The sequence below is a fragment of the Ruania suaedae genome (assembly GCF_021049265.1).
Lineage (GTDB): Bacteria > Actinomycetota > Actinomycetes > Actinomycetales > Beutenbergiaceae > Ruania > Ruania suaedae.
The window spans coordinates 538,463-558,397 of sequence record NZ_CP088018.1; the positions used below are offsets into that span (position 1 = coordinate 538,463).

Sequence of the window (19,935 nt, forward strand, 5' to 3'; positions counted from 1 at the left end):
CGGCTCAGGCGCTCGCAGTTGCCGCTGCGCCGGAGCGGACCGCCGCTGCGGCCTCGAAGCCGTGCTCGAGGTCGGCCAGGATGTCGCCGAGGTGCTCCAGGCCCACGGCCAGGCGCACCAGCCCGGGGGTGACGGCGCTCGCGGCCTGCTCCTGCGGGGTGAGCTGGCTGTGCGTGGTCGAGGCCGGGTGGATCACGAGCGAGCGTACGTCGCCGATGTTGGCCACGAGCGAGTGCAGCTCGAGGGCGTCCACGAATGCCTTCCCGGCGGCGATCCCACCCTCGATCTCGAAGGCGAGCACGGCCCCGGGGCCCTTCGGCGCGTACTTCTGCGCGAGTGCGTGGTACGGGCTGGAGGGCAGGCCGGCGTAGTTGACCGAGAGCACGTCGCTGCGCGCCTCGAGGAACTCGGCGACCTTCTGGGCGCTCTCCACGTGGCGGTCCATGCGCAGGGAGAGGGTCTCGATGCCCTGGAGCAGCAGGAACGCGTTGAACGGGGAGATCGCGGGGCCGAGGTCGCGCAGCAACTGCACGCGGGCCTTGAGGATGAACGACATGTTGACCCCGAACGCGCCGCCCTCGCCGAGGTCGCGGGCGTAGACGAGGCCGTGGTAGCTCGGATCGGGGGTGTTGTAGTTCGGGTACCGGTCCGGGTCATCGGCGTAGTTGAACGACCCGGCGTCCACGATGACGCCACCGATCGAGGTGCCGTGCCCACCCAGGTACTTGGTCGCCGAGTGCACGACGATGTCGGCTCCGTGCTCGATCGGGCGCACCAGGTAGGGGGTCGCCACGGTGTTGTCGACGATGAGCGGGACGCCCACCTCGTGCGCGACGGCGGCCACGGCGGCGATGTCGAGGACGTCACCCTTGGGGTTGGGGATCGTCTCACCGAAGAAGACCTTGGTGTTCTCCTGCGCGGCGGCGCGCCAGGCGGCCGCGTCGTCCGGGTCGTCCACGAAGCTGACCGAGATGCCCAGCTTGGGCAGCGTGTAGTGCAGCAGGTTGTAGGTACCGCCGTAGAGGGAGGAGCTGGCCACCACGTGGTCCCCGGCCTCGGCCACGTTGAGGATGGCCAGCGTCTCGGCCGCCTGGCCCGAGGCCACGAGGAGGGCTCCGACGCCGCCCTCGAGGGAGGCGATGCGGTCCTCGACCACGCCGGTGGTGGGGTTGTTCAGGCGGGTGTAGATCGGGCCGAGCTCGGCCAGGGCGAAGCGGTTGGCGGCCTGGTCGGTGTTCTCGAACACGAACGAGGTGGACTGGTAGATCGGGACGGCGCGCGCGCCGTGGTCGGAGTCCGCCGTCTGGCCGGCGTGGATCTGACGGGTCTCGAAGTGCCAATCGGTCATCTCGGGTCTCCTTGGTGTGGCCGGCTTGGTGTGGCCGGCGAGTCGGCTCGACGGGCCGACCTGCGCAGCCGCCCAGGCGGCACGGCACAGCCGGCGGTTCACGCGTCACAGTACGGTCCGGTCGCGGCGATCTCACCTGGCTGACGCTGGCGTCTCACATCCCGGTCGGACGGATGTCGTGTGCGCGGGGCTGCTGTGACTACTGTGACTGCTGCGTCTGGTGTTCACAATTCCCGCGTCATCCATTACCTTGGGGAGCGGCCCACTTCGCAAGGTCAACCCGACACGCCGTCTCTGCGGCAGTTCTCGGCGTGTCATGCGTTGTTCCTGCGGGGCCGGACGACCCACATATCGAGGAGAACCGGTGCGAGCACACACGGCACGGCGGCGGCTGGCCGCCACGATGGGCGCCGCTGCGCTGTCCCTCGGTCTGCTCGGCGCCCCTGCGTCCGCCGACGTACCGAGCGTGGAGGACATCGAGGACGCCCAGGGTGAGGTCGACGAGACGGCCGGCCGGGTCGCCTCCCTCGAGGTCCAGCTGGCTCAGAACGCCGCGGCCCGCGACGAGGCCCAGATCGACGCCTCGGTCGCGGCCGAGAACTACAACCAGGCGGCCGTCGAGCGTGACGAGGCGCTCGCCGATGCCGAGGCAGCCACGGAGGCCGCCGAGCAGGCCGACGAGGACGTCGCCGAGGCCAGCCGGGACGTCGCCCGGATCGCGAACGCCGCGTACCGCAACGGCGGACAGATGCAGCAGATCGGGATGTTCCTCTCGGCGGACGGGCTGCAGGACGCCGTCGAGAGCGCGACGACCTTCCGCATGCTCGGTGGCGACGCTGACGACGCCTACCAGCGTCTCGACGCTGCCGAGCGGGTGGCGGACGTCATGCGCACGCGGGCCGATGACGCCCTCGCCGAGGCCGACGCCGCAGCCGCCGATCTGCAGGAGGCCTCGCGCGAGGCCGACGCGTCGGCGCGAGCGGCCCAGAGCGCGGTGGCTGACGATCAGGCCGAGCGCGACGCGCTGCTGACCGAGCTCGCGGCACTGCGCAACACCACCGTCGAGCTGGAGGCCGAGCGTCAGGACGGACTCGAGGCCGAGCGGCGAGCCCGGGAGAACGCCGCCGCGGCGGCCGCCGTCGGTGTCACCGCGACTGCTCCGGCGCCGGAGCGCGACGATCAGGCCCCCGCCCGGTCCGGGGAGCGCCCGAGCGGTTCGAGCGAGGAGGAGTCGGCCACATCCGACCCCGAGCCCTCGCAGCCCGAACCCAGCCGGCCCGAACCCAGCCGGCCCGCGCCCAGCCCCAGCCCCGAGCCGGAGCCCACCCGCCCCGCGCCCAGCCCCGAGCCGCAGCCGGAGCCCACCCGACCGGCGCCCAGCCCGGAGCCGGAGCCCACCCGGCCCGCCCCGAGCCCCGAACCGGAGCCCGAGCCGGAGCCGGAGCCGGCACCGGCACCGGCACCCCCGCCGTCCTCGGGCGTCGGGTCGTCGGCGGTCAGCTGGGCCAGGACCCAGGTCGGGGACCGGTACGTGCTCGGCGCGAACGGCCCGAACTCCTGGGACTGCTCGTCGCTGACCCAGGCGGCCTACCGATCGGTCGGCGTCTCCCTGCCGCGCACCTCGCGGGACCAGTACCGGGCCACCGCGAACGTGCCGCTCAGCCAGATCCGGCCGGGCGACCTCATCTTCTACTCCAGCAACGGCACCGCGAGCGGGGTCTACCACGTGGCCATGTACGCCGGGAACGGCATGCGCGTGCACGCGGGCAATCCCTCCACCGGCGTGGAGTACACCTCGATGTGGTACGGCAACGTGATGCCGATGGCCGGTCGGCCCTGACCGATGCAGCGGGTCCGCTCAGGAGCTGAGCGAGGCGAGCTGTGCGGGAGTGAGCACGACCGCCTGAACTGACCGTGCGCCGTCGAGCAGGGCGCGGAGCAGGCGGTGGTAGCCGTCCAGGATGACCACGCCCTCGCGCCGCTGCACGGCATGGATGGGGTAGGCCACGTCGGCGGCGTGGACGCGCGCCAGATGGTCCGGGTACCGGTCAGGGGCGTCCAGCACCTCGCGCGGCGACACCTGGAAGCGCACGCCGTTGCGTTGCCAGAGAGGCAGGTCCAGCAGTCGGTCGACGGTATCCACCGGGAGGTCGACCACCGGCCCGGTGACCTTCCACAGATCCTCCAGCTGCCACGACTCGTCGCCGAATGCGGCACGGATCTCGGCGGGGGTCTGCCCCAGCAGCTGCTCGCGGCTGACGTCCGGTGCTACTCGGTCAGCAGGCCGCGCGCTCAGTGCCCGATGTGCGGCTGCGGGTGGGTGTACCCGGTCTCCTCGGCGCGGCGGAACGAGGCCCGGATCTCCTCCTCGGCGGCCTCGCGGCCCACCCAGTGCGCGCCCTCGACGGACTTACCGGGCTCGAGGTCCTTGTAGACCTCGAAGAAGTGCTGGATCTCCAGCCGGTGGAACTCGGAGACGTCGTCGATGTCGCTGCGCCAGCTCGCACGCTGGTCCCCGACCGGCACGCACAGCACCTTGTCGTCGCCCCCGGCCTCGTCGCGCATCCGGAACATCCCCAGCGCACGGCATCGGATCAGACAGCCCGGGAAGGTCGGCTCCTCGAGCAGCACCAGCGCGTCCAGCGGATCGTCGTCCTCGCCGAGTGTGCCGTCGATGTAGCCGTAGTCGTCCGGGTAGCGGGTCGAGGTGAACAGCATCCGGTCGAGCCGGATACGTCCGGTCTCGTGGTCCACCTCGTACTTGTTGCGCTGCCCCTTGGGGATCTCGATGGTGACGTCGAATTCCACGGCCTGTCTCTTCCGCTCGCTGAGTGTGCTACCCCTAGTGTGGCCTACGGCGACGTCGTCCGTGGACACGACGCGGGCCGCGAGCCGCGCTCGCCACCAGGGAGTTCGTCGTCGCCGGAGGGGACCGACAGTGCCACAGCAGGGTTCGCAGGGAACTGCCCGCGCGGCGTCCGCGACCGGTCGCGGGCCGTCCGCCCCTCGAGCCCCCCGCTCGTCCCCGGCCGCCCGCGCCGCCGCTCGCCGCCGCATGTACCGGCGCCGCCGCATCACGGTCATGGCCGCCTTCCTGATCCTGCTGCTGGGCGGCTACACCGCGCTCGATGCTCACGACGTCGTCCCGGGGGTCCTGACCCGGACGCCGCCCTGGCCCGAGGCCGAACCCTTCCCGGACGTGACGGGCGCGATGCTGACGGCGGCGCCCGACGACGTCCCGGCTGTGTCAGCGCAGGCGCCGGTGCCGAGCACCGAGCAGCTCGCCGATCTCGCCTCGTCGCTCGTCGCCGGCGGCGCTGCCGGGTCGGCGCCGGGAATCCTGGTCACCGACGTGCTCACCGGAGAGGACCTCTACGGTGCGCGTAGTGGTGACGCTTACGTTCCGGCCTCCAGTGTCAAGGTGCTGACAGGCCTGGCGGTGCTGGCCAGTTACGGCGGTCAGCACCGGTTCGTGACCTCAGTGGTTGACGGCGGGGGTTCCGAGGGCAGCGATGTCGTCACCCTGGTCGGTGGGGGAGACCTCGCCCTGGCCGCCGGGGAGGGAGACCCGGGCTCCGTGGTCGGGCACGCCGGACTGGGCGATCTGGCGGCGGAGGTGGCTGCCGAGCTCGCTGCCCAGGGCCGGACCGAGGTCCAGGTGGCTCTGGACGACACCCTCTTCACAGGACCGGAGCTGGCGCCGCGGTGGGGCCCGATCGACATCTCCGGCGGCTGGGCGATGCCGATGACCTCGATCGCCGTCGACATCGGCCGGCGGGACGGCACCGTGGTGCGCTCCTCCGACGCCGGGATGGACGCGGCGGAGGCGTTCGCCGACGCCCTCGCCGCCGAAGGCATCAACGTCAGCGGTCAGGTGGAGCGGTCTGCCGCCCCGGAGGGCGCGAGCGAGCTCGGCGCGGTGGAGTCGGCTCCGCTGCGCGACCTCGTCGACGTCACGCTCCGGGACTCCGAGAACGTGCTCTCGGAAGCGCTGGGCCGGATGACCGCGGTGGCGACCGGGCACGAGGCGAGTTTCGCCGGTGCCGGCGCGTCGGTGCTCGACGTGCTCGAGGAGCTGGGCCTGGACACCGAGAACAACTCGCTCGCGGACACCTCGGGGGTGAGCTCGCAGAGCAAGCTCACTCCGCGGCTGCTCACCGATGCGGTCCGGCTGGCCGCTGACGGCTCGCACCCGGAACTGGTCCCCATGGTCACAGCGGTGCCGGTGGCCGGCCTCGAGGGCACGTTGGCGGACCGCCTCACCAACACCGCGGCGACCGGCTGGGTGCGCGCCAAGACCGGGACGCTGCCGCAGGCGGTGGCGCTCTCCGGGATGGTCACCACCGCGGACGGGCGACTGCTCGCCTTCACGGTGCTCGCGAACGACTTCGAGCTGGGGTCGGCGTATCTGGCCCGTGTCGCTGTGGACGAGTGGGTCTCCGCTCTCGCCGCATGCGGGTGCAGCTGAACACGCAGCGTCGATATGGCCTCTGACCTGGGGTGATGGGTCAGTGTCGGTGGTCGGTGGGAGGGTTCTTTCATGACATCGACAGCCACAGTTTCCTCGTTCTCGGCTCCGGCCGAGAAGGAACTGTTGGCTGCGGTGCGGGCCAACGGGGTGGCGGCTCGGGCGGTGGAGGTCGAGCGCGCGGAGCTGGTGCTGGCGTGGGTGGGCGAGGCGGCGATCGATCCGGAGGAGACGACCGGGACTGCGGTGTTCGACCCGGATGTTCATGTCGGGTTGCCGGGGACCGAGCAGCCGATGCGCCTGGCTGGGGAGGGTGCCCCGTGGGTGGCCGATCTCGGTTTCACCCGCCTGGCCACGGCACTGGGACAGTCCAACGAGGCCGCCATGAACTACGTCGGCGGGGTGGTCGAGCTGGCCTACCGCCTGCCGGTGCTGTGGTCCCGGGTCAGGGCCGGGCAGGTCAGTGTCCATCGGGCCAGGACGGTGGCGCGGTTGAGCAAGAAGCTCCCCGCCGCTGGGGCCGCCTGGGTCGATGCCCAGGTCGCCTGGGCGATCGGGTCGTGCTCGGTGGCTCAGATCGAACGCACCGTGGCTGCGGCGGTGGCGACCTTCGACCCCGACCAGGCCGAGCGGGACCGTGAGGCGGCGTTGGAGGGGCGGCGGGTGAACATCCACCTCGGCCGCGCCGGTGACGGTCAGGAGCCCGGGTCGATGAGCGTGATCGGCATCGACGGCGGCCTCGACCTCGCCGACGCACTGGACCTGGAAGCAGCCCTCTCCGCCCGCGCAGCCGCGTTGAAGGCCCTCATGCCCGGTGCCAGTGAGGACGTGCGCCGCTCGGTCGCACTCGGCGACCTCGCCCGCGGCCAGACCATGGTCCGGGCCACCGGGGACGATGACAGCGCCAGTGACTCCGGCGATCCCAACGAAGCGACGGGGCGGACGGTGTTGCTGTATTTGCACCTGCCGGCCGCCGACCTCGATGAGCAGTCTTCTGGTGTGGGGCGGTGTGAGAACACCCGCTCCCCGATCACCGCCGAGCAGGTCCGCACCTGGTGCGCCACCGCCGGGCGGGTGCTGGTGCGGCCGGTGGTCGACCTCAACGCCGAGTACGCGGCGAGCACGTATGAGGCGAGTCCCAGGCTGCGTGAGCAGGTGATCCTGCGCGATGGCACGTGCCGGTTCCCGTTCTGCCACCGCAGCGCTCGGGCCGGCGACCTGGACCACATCGAACGGTACGAGCACGGCGGGCCCGCCACCTCGACCAACCTGGCAGCACTGTGCCGGCGCCACCATCGCGCGAAGACGCACGCGGGCTGGACCTACCAGGTGATCACCCCCGGCACTTACCACTGGGCCAGTCCCGACGGCGGCGCCTATCTGGTCACCCCCGCCGGCACCTTCGACCTGCCCGGCTCACCGGGGACCGCAGCGACTTCGACCGCACGGGTGCGCCAACGAGCCTTGGACTCGATGCGCACCGCCGCCAAGGCGATGCCGTCCCGTCCTCCCCGCGGGCAGCCGCCAGCAGCGCGCGGTCCCGGCAGCACCGGTAGCACCGACCCGCCACCCTTCTGATCACCCCGCCCCGGACCCCGCCGACCACCACCGCCGACGGGGACACCGGCACGCCGGCGTCCTGGGCCTGGACCTAGACCCGGCGATCTCCGGGCATCTCCGGGCATCTCCGGGTATCTTCGGCCGCCGGCAGCGGCGGGGCCCCACGCCCTCCCGCGGAGCGCCCCAGGACCCACACCGTAGGGTGGACGCATGACGCAGACCGCAGCCGGCAGGGACGCCGTCGATTGGCAGCTCGCTGCCTCCCGGGCGGCTGCGCTGGCGCCGGTGGGTCCTCAGATGGACAGGCAGACGCTGACGGAGTTCGTCGACGAGCTGCGGGCGAGCGCGCTCGAGGCGCCTGCGCACGTGGGTGCCGTGACGGGGCTGCTCGAACCGGCGTTGCGGGCCGGTGCGGGCCCGGTCTACGTGGTCGACAGACCGCGCTGGGCGGCCGCGAACATCACGATGCTGCAGGGCACGGTGGGCGACGTGCTGCCCCGCCCCTCGGCGCCGTGGGGCCACCGGTTCGCGGGCGAGGAACTCGGTGCGCTCCTCGCGCTGCTCGCGTCGAAGGTGCTGGGTCAGTACGACCCCTTCGCCACCGCCCCCGACACCGGGCGGGCCGGGCGCCTGGTGCTGGTGGCACCGAACATCCTGCGCATCCACCGTGACATCGGCGCCGATCGGCGCGACTTCGGGATGTGGGTCTGCCTGCACGAGCAGACCCACGCACTGCAGTTCGCTGCCGCTCCCTGGCTCGCCGCCCACATGCGCACCACGATGCGCTCACTGATGACCACCGTCGCCGACGTCGAGGGCGGGGGTCGCCGCCTGCAGGATCTGCTGCGTGCCCTTCCCGGGGTGGTCTCCGGCGAGCGTCGGGACGCTCCCGCCGGTGCCCTGCTCGATGCCGTCCTCACCGAGGACGAACGCGCCGCCATCGAGCAGTCGGTCGCGGTGATGTCCTTGCTGGAGGGGCATGCGGACGTGGTGATGGACGCCGTCGGCCCGCGGGTGGTGCCCACCGTGAAGAAGATCCGGAAGTCCTTCGAGAAGCGGCGCGAGGGCACCGGCCCCGTGGACCTGGTGCTGCGCCGGCTGCTCGGGCTCGATGCCAAGCTCGCCCAGTACCGCAATGGTGCCGCCTTCGTGCGCGCCGTGGTCGACCGTGTCGGCCACGAGGGGTTCAACGCCGTCTGGGCCGGCGCGGAGCACCTGCCAGCAGCGGACGAGATCGCCCACCCGGAGCGCTGGGTGCGGCGCGTCCACGGCTGATGCCCGGACCCGCGGCCCCGGTGGCCCGGCTGCGGCACACGACCCGCACCTTCCTCGAGGAACGGCTCGAGGCCGGTGAGGTCTCACGGGGGGAGCTGCTCCTGGTCGCCTGTTCCGGAGGCCCGGACTCGCTCGCCCTCGCGGCCGCCGCCGCCTTCGTCGCGCCTCGGCTGGGCCTTCGCGCCGGCGCCGTCGTCGTCGATCACGGGCTCCAACCGGGTAGCGAGGCCGTGGCCCAGGCGGCCGGTGACACCTGCGCCGGCCTCGGCCTCGCTCCCGTCGAGGTGGTCCGCGCCACCGTCACCGGAAAGGGCGAGGGGCCCGAGGCCGGCGCGCGCGCGGCCCGTTACGACGCGCTGACCGAGGCCTCCCGCCGGCACGGGGCACGTGCGGTGCTGCTGGGGCACACCGCCGACGACCAGGCCGAGACGGTGCTGCTGGCGCTCGCCCGCGGGTCCGGGACCCGCTCACTGGCCGCGATGGCCGCCGTCCGCGCGGGCTTTTGGCGCCCCTTCCTGACGGCGTCCCGGGCGGACACGCGCGACGCGTGCCACGCCCTGGGGCTGGTGGTGTGGGACGACCCGACGAACGCCGTCGACGGCCCCTGGCGCACGGCCGACGGCCGTGCACTGCCCCGGGCCGCGGTCCGGCACCGGGTGCTGCCGGCGCTCGAGGAGGCGCTGGGCCCGGGCGCGCGGGCCGGTTTGGTGCGCACAGCCCGGCTGGCGCGGGACGACGCCGACCTCCTCGACCAGCTCGCCGAGGCGGAGTACACCCGCATCGTGCAGGACGGGAGCGAGCAGATCGCGCTCGACGTCGGGGCCGTCGTGGCATTGCCGCCGGCGCTGCGTCTGCGGGTGCTGCGCCTGGCCGCGTTGCGTGCGGGAGCCGCTGCGGGTGGGCTGGGTCACGTCCACGTGGAGGCGATGGACGCCCTCGTCTCGGACTGGTCCGGCCAGGGCCCCACCCACCTTCCCGGCGGGGTCAGCGCCACCCGTACCTGTGGCAGGCTTGTCCTCAGCGCAGGAGCGTCCGGCCCACCCGGACCCTACTGACCCTGCCCCGGCATACCTCAGGGAGAGTGGAGTGGACGCGACCGACATGGGTGCAGACCTCGAGAAGGTCCTGCTCACCGAGGAACAGATCGGCGCCACCCTCGACCGCATGGCTGCGCAGATCGACGCCGACTACGAGGGCAAGGAGATCCTCCTCGTCGGCGTCCTCAAGGGCGCCGTGATGGTGATGGCCGACCTCTCGCGCCGTCTCCACACCGACCTGACGATGGACTGGATGGCCGTCTCCTCCTACGGGTCGGGCACCAAGTCCTCCGGTGTGGTCCGCATCCTCAAGGACCTGGACACCGACATCGACGGCAAGCATGTCCTGATCGCCGAGGACATCATCGACTCCGGGCTCACGCTCTCCTGGTTGCTGTCCAACCTGCGCAGCCGCAATCCCGCCTCGGTGAAGGTGGCTACGCTCCTGCGCAAGCCCGACGCCGCGAAGGTCGAGGTCGACGTCGCCTACGTGGGAGTCGACGTGCCGAGCGAGTTCGTCGTCGGATATGGGCTGGACTACGACGGGCGGTACCGGAACCTGCCGTTCGTCGGCACCCTCGCCGAGCACGTCTACCAACGCTGAACGCCCAGGGCGGGTGCGGTGTTCCCGCCTACTGCCATAGGCGAACACGTGCACGAGCACACGGCCTGGTCGTATAGCGTCACCGGGTAGAACTGCTAGCAGGAGGGACCGGGGCACGGCTCCGAAGGTGCGATGAACGTGAAGAAGCTGCTGCGTGGGCCGCTGATCTGGATCCTCATCCCGATCATCGTGATCGTCGTGAGTTTTCAGCTCCTCGGTGGTGGTGGCGTCCAGCAGATCGACACCTCCGCCGGCCTGGAACTGCTCGAGGGCGACACGATCGAGCAGGTGGAGATCACCGACGGCCAACAGCGCGTCAACCTGACGCTGAGCGAGGCCTACGTCGGCGACGACGACACCGACTACGGCACCGACGTGGAGTTCTACTACGTCGAACCGCAGGCCGAGACCGTCGCCCAGGCAGTGGCCGCCGCCGACCCCGAGGGCGGGTACAACTCGGTTGTCCCGCAGACGCCGTGGTGGTCGAGCCTGCTGCTGACGCTCCTGACCGTGCTGCTGCTGGTGGGTGTCTTCTGGTTCATCCTCTCGCGCATGCAGGGCGGGAACTCCCGCATGATGAACTTCGGCAAGTCCAAGGCCAAGCAGGTCACCAAGGAGACCCCGAAGGTCTCCTTCACCGACGTGGCCGGCGTGGAGGAGGCTGTCGAGGAGCTCGGCGAGATCAAGGACTTCCTCGCCGACCCGGCTCGCTTCCAGGCCGTAGGCGCCAAGATCCCCAAGGGTGTGCTGCTCTACGGGCCGCCGGGAACCGGCAAGACCCTGCTCGCGCGTTCGGTCGCCGGTGAGGCCGGGGTGCCGTTCTACTCGATCTCCGGGTCGGACTTCGTCGAGATGTTCGTCGGTGTCGGTGCCTCGCGCGTCCGGGACCTGTTCGAGCAGGCCAAGGCGAACGCCCCGGCGATCATCTTCGTCGACGAGATCGACGCCGTCGGCCGCCAGCGCGGCGCGGGCCTCGGTGGCGGGCACGACGAGCGCGAGCAGACCCTCAACCAGCTGCTGGTGGAGATGGACGGCTTCGACGTCAACGCCAACGTCATCCTCATCGCCGCCAGCAACCGGCCAGACATCCTCGACCCGGCGCTGCTGCGCCCGGGCCGATTCGACCGGCAGATCGCGGTCGAGTCCCCGGACCTGAAGGGCCGCGAGGCGATCCTGGCCGTGCATGCCCAGGGCAAGCCGATGGCGCCGAACGTGGACCTGCACGCCATCGCCAAGCGCACCCCAGGATTCACCGGCGCCGATCTCGCGAACGCGCTGAACGAAGCCGCCCTGCTCACCGCCCGCACCAACGGGACCATGATCGGTGACCGTGAGCTGGACGAGGCGATCGATCGCGTCATCGCCGGACCGCAGAAGAAGACGCGGGTGATGAACGAGAAGGAACGCAAGGTCACCGCCTATCACGAGGGCGGCCACGCCCTGGTCGCCGCAGCGTTGCGCTACACCGATCCGGTCACCAAGGTCACGATCCTTCCCCGGGGCCGCGCCCTCGGTTATACGATGGTGATGCCCAGCGAGGACAAGTACTCCACCACGCGCAACGAGCTGCTCGACCAGCTCGCCTACGCGATGGGCGGCCGGGTGGCGGAAGAGATCGTCTTCCACGACCCCACCACCGGTGCCTCGAACGACATCGAGAAGGCGACCGCGACCGCACGCAAGATGGTCAAGGAGTACGGCATGAGCGAGCGGGTCGGCTCGATCCGCCTCGGCACCGCCGACTCCGAGGTGTTCCTCGGCCGCGACATGGGTCATCAGCGCGAGTACTCCGAGGACGTCGCCGGCCTGGTCGACCAGGAGGTGCGGCGCCTGATCGAGAGTGCGCACGACGAGGCGTGGACGGTGTTGACCGAGTACCGGCACGTACTGGATGCGCTGGCGCTGGCTCTGCTGGAGCGTGAGACGCTGAACCAGGCCGAGCTGGCCGAGGTGTTCACCCCGGTGGTCAAGCGCGATCCCCGCCCGGTATGGCTCTCCAGCCAGGAGCGCACCGTCAGCCAGATCCCGCCGGTGCAGACGCCCGTCGAGGTCACGCGCGGCGAGGACCCGATGCCTCCGCAGGACGAGGTCGCCGCGGCCGGTGAGGACGGACTGCCAGGCGAGGACGGGCTGCCGGGCGAGGGCGGGCAGGACGGCCCGCAGTGACCGAGACCCGCGCCTACGACTCCGCCGGGGTCGAGCGCGCCGTCCGGGACCTGCTGGTCGCCGTCGGGGAGGACCCGGACCGCGAGGGGCTGCGGGAGACCCCGGCCAGGCTCGCCAAGGCGTATCGCGAGATCTTCGCCGGGCTGCGCCAGCGCCCGGAAGACGTCGTGGCGACCTTCTTCGACATCGACCACGAGGAGATGATCCTCGTGCGCGACATCGAGGTCTACTCCACCTGCGAACATCACCTGCTGCCATTCCACGGCGTGGCCCACGTGGGCTACATCCCCTCCGCGGCCGGCACGGTCACCGGGTTGAGCAAGCTGGCCCGGCTCGTGGACCTGTACGCGAAACGGCCCCAGGTTCAGGAACGCCTCACCACCCAGGTGGCCGACGCTCTCGTTGACCTCGTGGGCGCGCGCGGCGTGATCGTCGTCGTGGAGTGCGAGCACCTGTGCATGTCGATGCGCGGGGTGCGCAAGCCCGGCTCACGCACCGTCACCTCGGCGGTGCGTGGCCTGATGCGGGAGACAGCCACCAGGGCCGAGGCGATCAGCCTCATCTCCCGCGGCTGAGCCGACCGGCACCGGTCGCGGGTAGGGTGGCCGGGATGAGCCCGACGAGCCCCCGCGACGGCGCGACGCGCACGCTGGTGATGGGCGTGGTCAACGTGACGCCGGACTCCTTCAGCGACGGCGGTCAGTGGTTCGCCCCGGACGTCGCCGTCGCCCACGGACGCCACCTCATGGCCCAGGGTGCCGACCTCGTCGACGTCGGCGGTGAGTCGACCCGGCCCGGCGCGGCACGGGTGAGCCTCGAGGAGGAGCTCGAGCGCGTGTTGCCCGTGGTCCGTGACCTCACCGCGGCCGGTGCGAGCGTCAGCGTCGACACGATGCGCTCGCAGGTGGCGGCCCGTGCGCTGGAAGCGGGTGCGCGGACGGTCAACGACGTCTCCGGTGGGCTCGCCGATCCCGAGATGGCCGCCGTGGTGGCGGAATCCGGCTGCAGATACGTGCTCTCGCACTGGCGCGGGCACTCGGATGTGATGACCGACCTCGCCCGGTACGAGGACGTGGTGGCGCAGGTGCGGGCCGAGCTCGCGGCGCGGGTCGAGGCGGTCCGGGCCGCCGGGGTGGGCGAGCACCAGCTCGTCCTCGATCCCGGCCTCGGCTTCGCCAAGGACGGGGCCCACAACTGGGAGCTGCTGAACCGGGTGGACGAGCTGATGGAGCTCGGCTACCCGATCCTGATCGGGGCCTCGCGCAAGCGTTTCCTCGGGGAGATGCTGCAGTCCGCGGGGGCCGAGTCGCTGCCCGCGTTCCGCGACCGGGCCACGGCTGCCGTCACGGCGCTCGTGGCGGAGCGTGGCGTGTGGGGCGTGCGGGTGCACGATGTGATCGGATCGGTGGACGCCGTCCGGGTGGCTCAGGCCTGGCGTCAGGCCGGGGCTAGGCTGGACTCACGCGCGGACAGCGCACAGAAAGGGTCGCGATGACAGGCACCGACGCAGCGCTCGAGCAGCTCGACGAGATCCGCCTGCTGGGGATCGGTGGCGTCGGCCGGCACGGGGTCTTCCCCGAGGAGCGCCGGGAGGGGCAGACCTTCCTCGTCGACGTCGTGATGGGGGTCGACACCCGGGCCGCGGCCGCCTCCGACGACCTCGCGCGGACGGTCGACTACGGCGCCGTCGCGCAGCAGGTTGTCGACCACATCGAGGGCGAGCCGGTCGACCTGATCGAGACCCTGGCGAACCGGATCGCGACCGCGCTGCTGGCCCATCCTGGTGTGCGCACCGTCGAGGTGACCGTGCACAAGCCCGAGGCGCCCCTGGGTGTGCCCTTCACCGACGTGCAGGTGATGGTGCGCCGCCGCGCCGACGCCGAGCAGGAATCCGGCGATGCCGCCCCGGCAGGTGCGCCGGAGGTGGCCCCAGAGCCCGAGTCCGCGCCGGTGCCGGCGGCGGCGGCACCGGAGCGCTCCTCTCACACTCCCCGCGCGGCCGACCTGGACGCAGCCCCCGACGCCCCGGTGCCGGTGGTCCTCGCGCTCGGCGGGAACGTCGGAGACGTGCGCGCCACGCTGCGCAGCGTCATCGCCGAGCTGTCCGACGCCGAAGGCCTCACGGTCGAGGAGGTCTCACCCCTCGCCCGCACCTCCGCGGTGCTGCAGGCGGACGCGGTGGCCCAGCCGGACTATCTCAACGCCGTCGTGCTCGCGACCACGACGCTCTCCCCGCGCGAGATGTTGGCGCTCGTCCAGCACCTGGAGACCAGCCACGGGAGGCAGCGTTCGCACCGATGGGGCGAACGCACCCTCGACGTCGACATCATCGTCTACGGCAGTCTCACCTCCACCGACCCCGAGCTCACGCTGCCGCATCCGCGGGCGAACGAGCGGGCGTTCGTGCTGGTGCCGTGGGCACAGGCCGATCCCGACGCCTTCCTGCCGGGTCTGGGCGGCGGGCCCGTGAGCTCGCTCGCCGAGACAGCACCCGACCGCGCCGGGGTGCGGTGGCTGGCCCTGGACTGGCTCGAGGAGCCGGCACCGAGACAGGCCCCGGTGGCCCCGGCGCCGGTGGCGCCCCCGGTCGAGGCGCCCGTCGAGGCGCCGGCCGCACCTGAGCCGGAGCCTGAACCGGAGCCCGAACCCGAACCCGAACCCGAGCCCGAGCCCGAACCCGAGCCCGAACCAGAGTCAGCCCCCGCCGACGACGCACTGCCGTGGGTGCGCAGCGAACCCGCGGGCGAGGCCCCGCTCGCGCCTCGCTGGCAGCCGCTGCGCCGGGACGAGTGATCGCGAGGCTGCGCTGGCCGACCCTCGGCGCCGTCGTGGTGGTCGCGGGGACGATCAGCGTGGTGGGCCTGCGGTGGTGGACCACGCGCGGCAACCTGGCGCCCGACGTGCCGCTCCTACTGACCGGCGTCCTGTTCGCACTCGCCGCGCTCGTGCTCGTGCTCGGGCTGCGGGTCCGGCGAGCCGTGGTCCGTGCTCGCCTGGACGATCCCGTCGGCGCCGCGCGCATCCTCGCGCTCGGCCAGGCGGCGGCGATCACGGCGGCGATCCACGTCGGGTATCTGCTCGCCCAGCTCGCGCTGGCCGTACCACGCCTGAGTGCGCCCGAGCCGCGTGAGCTGGCCCTCCGCTCGGCGCTGGCCCTGGTCGGTGCCCTCGCACTGGGCGCGGCCGGCATGATCACCCAGTGGTGCTGTCGCACCCCGGACGACGAGGACGAGGACCCCACTCCCGGGTTCGGAAACGCGAGCACGTGAGTCACAATGGCCGCATGAGTGCAGCATCCCCGTTCGAGGTCGAGGGCGCCGACTGGCAGCCCGTCTCTCCCAAGCTCGTCCCGGTGCGGCAGATCGGTGTCTCGATCGGCCTCGGGATCCCGATCGCGGGGACCGTGGTGCTGGCTATCTTCACCGCGCCGGCGGTCTGGGCGGCGCCGGCCGCGCTCGGCATCCTGCTGGTGTGGCTGCTGTGGCTGATCCCGCGGCAGGTGCACGCGATCGGGTACGCCGAACTCGAGGACGAGCTGCTCATCCGCAAGGGCGTCCTCTTCCGGTCCCTGGTCGTCGTGCCCTACGGGCGGATGCAGTACGTCGACGTCGACGCCGGACCCATCGCCCGGTCGATGGGGATCGCGCAGGTGCAGCTGCACACCGCCTCGGCCCAGTCGGATGCCTCCATCCCCGGCCTGCCGGAGGCTGAGGCCTCTCGCCTGCGCGACCAGCTCTCGGCCCGTGGCGAGGCGAGGCTGGCCGGCCTGTGACTTCGACCGAGCACATCGAGTGGCGCCGGCTGCACCGCATCACGCCGGTGCTGAACGCCTGGAAAGTGGCTGCCGGTCTGTTCGCGGTCTTCGTGTGGCAGTCCGCCGACCAGCTGGGAGAGATCGACCTGGCCGTGACGACCCTCCTGCTGATCGTGGCCGGGGTGATCGTGCTGGGCGCGCTGCTCGGTCTCGGGTTCTCGGCGCTGGCGTGGTCGCGCACGAAGTACGGCATCTCCGAGGACAGCATCTTCCTGCACTCCGGGGTCCTGTTCCGCCAGCAGCGCCACGTCCGGCTGGACCGGCTGCAGACGATCGACGTCACCCAGCCGTTGCTCGCCCGGTTCACCGGGTTCGCCGCCCTGAAGATCGAGAGCGCCGGCGGTGCCGGGTCCAACCTGTCACTGGCCTACCTGCGTGAGGACGAAGCGCAGCGGCTGCGCAACGAGCTCCTGGCCCGCGCGGCCGGTGTGACCCTGGAGACCGACGACGCCGGCGAGCAGCACGCTCCGGCCGCGCCCGAGATGCACCTGTACACCCTCTCGCCCGGCCGCCTCGTCGGGTCTCTGGCGCTGTCCGGTGGCATCGTCGGGATGCTGCTGGCGGCGGTGGCGGTGATCGTGCTCGCCGTGGTCTCCGGCAACCTCTCCTCCTTCTTCGCGATGGGCGCGCCGCTGCTGGGCGCCGCCGCCTACTTCTGGGGACGCTTCGCCGGGGAGTTCTCCTTCCGGGTGGCCACCTCGCCGGACGGCATCCGGGTGCGGCAGGGCCTGCTCGAGTCCAAGGCCCGCACCGTTCCCCCCGGCCGCGTGCAGGCCGTGCGTCTCGCGCAGCCGCCGCTGTGGCGCACCAAGGGGTGGTGGCGGATCACCGTCAACATCGCCGGATACGGGGCGGAGGAGACCACCGGCAGCGTCCTCTACCCGGTCGCCACCGAGGCCGAGGCGGCGCACCTGCTCTCGCTCGTCCACCCCGATCTCGGCGACGAGCGCCCGCTGGAGGTGCTGCGTGCCGGCCTGCTCGGCACCGGCACCGACGAAGGCTTTGAGCACACGCCCGCCCGGGCGCGCTGGCTCGACCCGTTGACCTGGCGCCGCACCGGTGTGCGGATGACCGGGACGGCCGTGCTGATGCGCACCGGACGATGGTGGCGCTCGCTCGTGCTGGTGCCGCACGAGCGGATCCAGTCCTTCGGCATCACCCAGGGGCCGTGGGAACGTCGCCTCGATCTCGCCACGTTCGCCGTCCACTCCACTCCCGGCTCCATCGTCCCGCAGGTGCATCACCAGGATGCCGCGGCGACGCACGAGCTGCTCGAGCAGATGACGCGGCGCGCTCGCCATGCCCGCCACAGCGCCGGACCCGAGCGCTGGATGACGGCCGCGGCCGCACCGGAGCGGGCTCCCGAGGTCTTCGGAGGCATTCTCCCCTCCCGCCCGGCGGCTCCGTGACCTCCCGCCCGGGCCGGCTGGGCGTCGGCGTCGTCGGCGCCGGACGTGTGGGAGCGGTGCTGGCGAGTGCGCTGCGCAGCACCGGTCACGCGGTCGTGGGGGCCAGCGGTGCGTCCGAGGACACGCTCGAGCGGATCGACGTGCTGCTGCCGCAGGTGCCGGTGCTGGACGTGCGCGACGTCGTCGAGCGCAGCGAGCTGGTGCTGCTCACGGTGCCCGACGACGTCCTCGCCGAGCTGGTCAGCGGACTGGCCCGGCTCGGCGTGTTCCAACCCGGCCAGCTGATCGTCCACACCGCTGGTCGCCACGGGGTGGACGTCCTCGCCCCGGCCCGCGCCGCGGGAGCCATCCCGCTCGCGATCCACCCGGCCATGACCTTCACCGGCACCAGCGTGGACCTGGCGCGGATGGACGGTCTCCCGTTCGCCGTCACGGCCGACGCCGCGGTCCTACCGATCGCACAGGCGCTCGTGGTCGAGCTCGGAGGCGAGCCGATCGTCCTGCCGGAGCAGGCGCGCGCGGCCTACCACGCGGCCCTCGCGCACGGCGGGAACCACCTGGTCACCCTCACCGCCCAGGCCATCCGGGTGCTCGGGGCGGCCGGGGTCAGCGACGGCGGGACGCTGCTCGCCCCGCTGCTCACGGCAGCCCTGGACGGGGCCCTGCGCGGCGGTGAGGCCACGCTGACCGGGCCGGTCGTGCGCGGCGATGCCGGGACCGTGCGCGAGCACCTGCACGCGTTGCGGGAACTGGTGAGTGAGGACCCGGCGCTCGTCGATGTCCCCGAGAGCTACGTCACCCTGGCGACGGCGACGGTGCAGCGGGCGCTGGCGGTGCGACGGATCTCGGAGCGTTCTGCCACCCGACTCCTGGACGCGTTGCATCCGGCCGCCGCGGAGCCTCTGGGCGGACCCGAGGTCGTGCGCACCATCGCCGAGCTACGGCGGTGGCGCGCGTCCTGGGACGAGCCGGTCGCCGTCGTGATGACCATGGGCGCCCTGCACGAGGGCCACCTCGAGCTGGTGCGCCACGCCCGTAACCTCGCCGCCAAGGTGATCGTGACCATCTTCGTCAACCCGCTGCAGTTCGGCGCCGGTGAGGACCTCGAGGCCTACCCGCGCACGCTCGATGCGGACGTGGCCGCGCTGGAGCGGGAGGGGGTCGACCTGGTCTTCGCGCCGCCCGAGTCCCAGATGTACCCCGACGGCGCCCCGCAGGTCACCCTCACCGCCGGCAGGATGGGGGAGGTGCTCGAGGGCGCCGACCGGCCCGGGCACTTCGACGGCATGCTGACGGTGGTGAGCAAGCTCCTGCACCTCACGGGGGCCGATGTGAGCGTGTTCGGGCAGAAGGACGCCCAGCAGCTGGCGCTGGTGCGGCGCATGGTGGCCGACCAGAACCTCCCGGTGCGGATCGAGGCCGTGCCCATCGTGCGCGAGCCCGACGGGCTGGCGATGTCGAGCCGGAACGCCTACCTCGACCAGCAGCAGCGCCTCGCCGCCCTGGTGCTCTCGCGAGCAGTGCGCGCGGGGGCGCAGGCCGCCGCCGAGGGGAGTACCGTGGAGGGCGTGCTCGCCGCCGCCCGGGACGTCCTCGAGGAGCGGGACCCGGACCTGGTCCGGCCGTCCTATCTCGACCTGGTGGACGAGGCGACGATGAGTCCCTGGACCGACCACCACTCCGGCCCGACCGCGCTGTTGGTCGTGGCCGCACGGGTCGGCGCCACGCGTCTGATCGATAACGCGGTGGTCACCTGGCCGCCGCAGGAAGAGGCATGATGACCGGGATGCTGAGGCCGATGATGGTGGGCAAGATCCACCGCGCCACGGTGACGCAGGCCGATCTGAACTATGTGGGGTCGATCACCGTCGACGCCGATCTGCTGGAGGCGGCCGACCTGCCCGAGGGCCACCAGGTCGACGTCGTGGACATCACCAACGGCTCCCGGCTGACGACGTACGTGATCGCCGGGGAGCCCGGTGGCGGTCAGATCTGCATCAACGGCGCTGCCGCGCATCTGGTGCACCCGGGCGACCTGGTCATCATCATCGCCTACGGCCTCATGCCGGACGACGAGGCACGGACCTACGCGCCCCCGGTCGTGCACGTGGACGCGCAGAACCGGATGCGCGAGCTGGGCCACGACCCGGGCGCCGTGGGGCCCGGGAGCGGGCTGGCGACCGCTGCAGTGCCGTGGCACTCGAGCACCTCGTTACGATGATCGGGTGAACACCGAGACCACGCCTGCGCAGCC

Annotated in this window: 18 protein-coding genes; 15 read left to right on the plus strand and 3 right to left on the minus strand. The window is 72.1% G+C overall.

Annotation, left to right across the window (positions count from 1 at the left end; translation table 11 throughout):
- Window positions 1–4: 4 nt before the first annotated feature.
- Entirely contained in the window at window positions 5–1,348 is a 1,344-nt protein-coding gene (locus LQF12_RS02460; protein ID WP_231054425.1) for a bifunctional o-acetylhomoserine/o-acetylserine sulfhydrylase, read from the minus strand.
- 364 nt (window positions 1,349–1,712) lie between these two features.
- Here LQF12_RS02460 and LQF12_RS02465 point away from each other — a divergent pair, with 364 nt between their 5' ends.
- Window positions 1,713–3,188: a C40 family peptidase gene (locus LQF12_RS02465; protein ID WP_231054426.1), complete on the plus strand. Its 1,476-nt coding sequence runs from the start codon at window positions 1,713–1,715 to the stop codon at window positions 3,186–3,188.
- Between the two features lie 18 nt (window positions 3,189–3,206).
- On the opposite strand, the gene LQF12_RS02470 is transcribed toward LQF12_RS02465, so the two are convergent.
- Window positions 3,207–3,491 (minus strand): hypothetical protein, encoded by a 285-nt coding sequence (locus LQF12_RS02470; protein ID WP_231054427.1) that lies wholly within the window; start codon window positions 3,489–3,491, stop codon window positions 3,207–3,209.
- 149 nt (window positions 3,492–3,640) lie between these two features.
- Window positions 3,641–4,156, minus strand: coding sequence for an inorganic diphosphatase (locus LQF12_RS02475; protein ID WP_231054428.1), 516 nt, complete (start codon window positions 4,154–4,156; stop codon window positions 3,641–3,643).
- Between the two features lie 274 nt (window positions 4,157–4,430).
- Between LQF12_RS02475 and dacB the strand changes: the two genes are divergently transcribed.
- The 14 genes from dacB (at window position 4,431) to panD (ending at window position 19,902) form a co-directional block, all read left to right on the plus strand.
- Window positions 4,431–5,816 carry a D-alanyl-D-alanine carboxypeptidase/D-alanyl-D-alanine endopeptidase gene (gene dacB / locus LQF12_RS02480; protein ID WP_231054429.1) on the plus strand — a complete coding sequence of 462 codons (1,386 nt, stop codon included), beginning with the start codon at window positions 4,431–4,433 and terminating at the stop codon, window positions 5,814–5,816.
- 72 nt (window positions 5,817–5,888) lie between these two features.
- Window positions 5,889–7,394 carry an HNH endonuclease gene (locus tag LQF12_RS02485; protein WP_231054430.1) on the plus strand — a complete coding sequence of 502 codons (1,506 nt, stop codon included), beginning with the start codon at window positions 5,889–5,891 and terminating at the stop codon, window positions 7,392–7,394.
- Window positions 7,395–7,586: 192 nt separating this feature from the next.
- A complete protein-coding gene (locus LQF12_RS02490) occupies window positions 7,587–8,651 on the plus strand; it encodes a zinc-dependent metalloprotease (protein ID WP_231054431.1) in 1,065 nt (354 codons plus the stop codon).
- Window positions 8,651–9,706, plus strand: coding sequence for a tRNA lysidine(34) synthetase TilS (tilS, locus tag LQF12_RS02495; protein ID WP_231054432.1), 1,056 nt, complete (start codon window positions 8,651–8,653; stop codon window positions 9,704–9,706). The genes LQF12_RS02490 and tilS overlap by 1 nt, the downstream gene beginning before the upstream one ends.
- Window positions 9,707–9,737: 31 nt before the next feature.
- Window positions 9,738–10,292: a hypoxanthine phosphoribosyltransferase gene (hpt, locus tag LQF12_RS02500; protein WP_231054433.1), complete on the plus strand. Its 555-nt coding sequence runs from the start codon at window positions 9,738–9,740 to the stop codon at window positions 10,290–10,292.
- A 132-nt stretch (window positions 10,293–10,424) separates the two neighbouring features.
- Complete coding sequence (ftsH, locus tag LQF12_RS02505; RefSeq protein ID WP_231054434.1) at window positions 10,425–12,458, plus strand: ATP-dependent zinc metalloprotease FtsH; 2,034 nt, start codon at window positions 10,425–10,427, stop codon at window positions 12,456–12,458.
- On the plus strand, window positions 12,455–13,033 hold the full coding sequence (gene folE / locus LQF12_RS02510; RefSeq protein WP_231054435.1) for a GTP cyclohydrolase I FolE: 579 nt from the start codon (window positions 12,455–12,457) through the stop codon (window positions 13,031–13,033). Before ftsH ends, folE begins: the two co-directional genes overlap by 4 nt.
- 35 nt (window positions 13,034–13,068) lie before the next feature.
- Window positions 13,069–13,953, plus strand: a complete 885-nt coding sequence (gene folP, locus LQF12_RS02515; RefSeq protein WP_231054436.1) for a dihydropteroate synthase — start codon at window positions 13,069–13,071, stop codon at window positions 13,951–13,953.
- Window positions 13,950–15,251 (plus strand): 2-amino-4-hydroxy-6-hydroxymethyldihydropteridine diphosphokinase, encoded by a 1,302-nt coding sequence (gene folK, locus LQF12_RS02520; protein ID WP_231054437.1) that lies wholly within the window; start codon window positions 13,950–13,952, stop codon window positions 15,249–15,251. Before folP ends, folK begins: the two co-directional genes overlap by 4 nt.
- Window positions 15,248–15,727 (plus strand): DUF3180 family protein, encoded by a 480-nt coding sequence (locus LQF12_RS02525; RefSeq protein ID WP_231054438.1) that lies wholly within the window; start codon window positions 15,248–15,250, stop codon window positions 15,725–15,727. The genes folK and LQF12_RS02525 overlap by 4 nt, the downstream gene beginning before the upstream one ends.
- Before the next feature lie 14 nt (window positions 15,728–15,741).
- Window positions 15,742–16,230 carry a PH domain-containing protein gene (locus tag LQF12_RS02530; protein WP_231054439.1) on the plus strand — a complete coding sequence of 163 codons (489 nt, stop codon included), beginning with the start codon at window positions 15,742–15,744 and terminating at the stop codon, window positions 16,228–16,230.
- A complete protein-coding gene (locus LQF12_RS02535; RefSeq protein ID WP_231054440.1) occupies window positions 16,227–17,681 on the plus strand; it encodes a PH domain-containing protein in 1,455 nt (484 codons plus the stop codon). The genes LQF12_RS02530 and LQF12_RS02535 overlap by 4 nt, the downstream gene beginning before the upstream one ends.
- Window positions 17,678–19,459, plus strand: a complete 1,782-nt coding sequence (panC, locus tag LQF12_RS16535; RefSeq protein WP_435531206.1) for a pantoate--beta-alanine ligase — start codon at window positions 17,678–17,680, stop codon at window positions 19,457–19,459. The genes LQF12_RS02535 and panC overlap by 4 nt, the downstream gene beginning before the upstream one ends.
- The gene (gene panD, locus LQF12_RS02550; protein WP_231055489.1) at window positions 19,459–19,902 is read left to right on the plus strand and encodes an aspartate 1-decarboxylase; all 444 of its coding nucleotides are present in this window, start codon (window positions 19,459–19,461) and stop codon (window positions 19,900–19,902) included. Before panC ends, panD begins: the two co-directional genes overlap by 1 nt.
- Window positions 19,903–19,935: the final 33 nt, after the last annotated feature.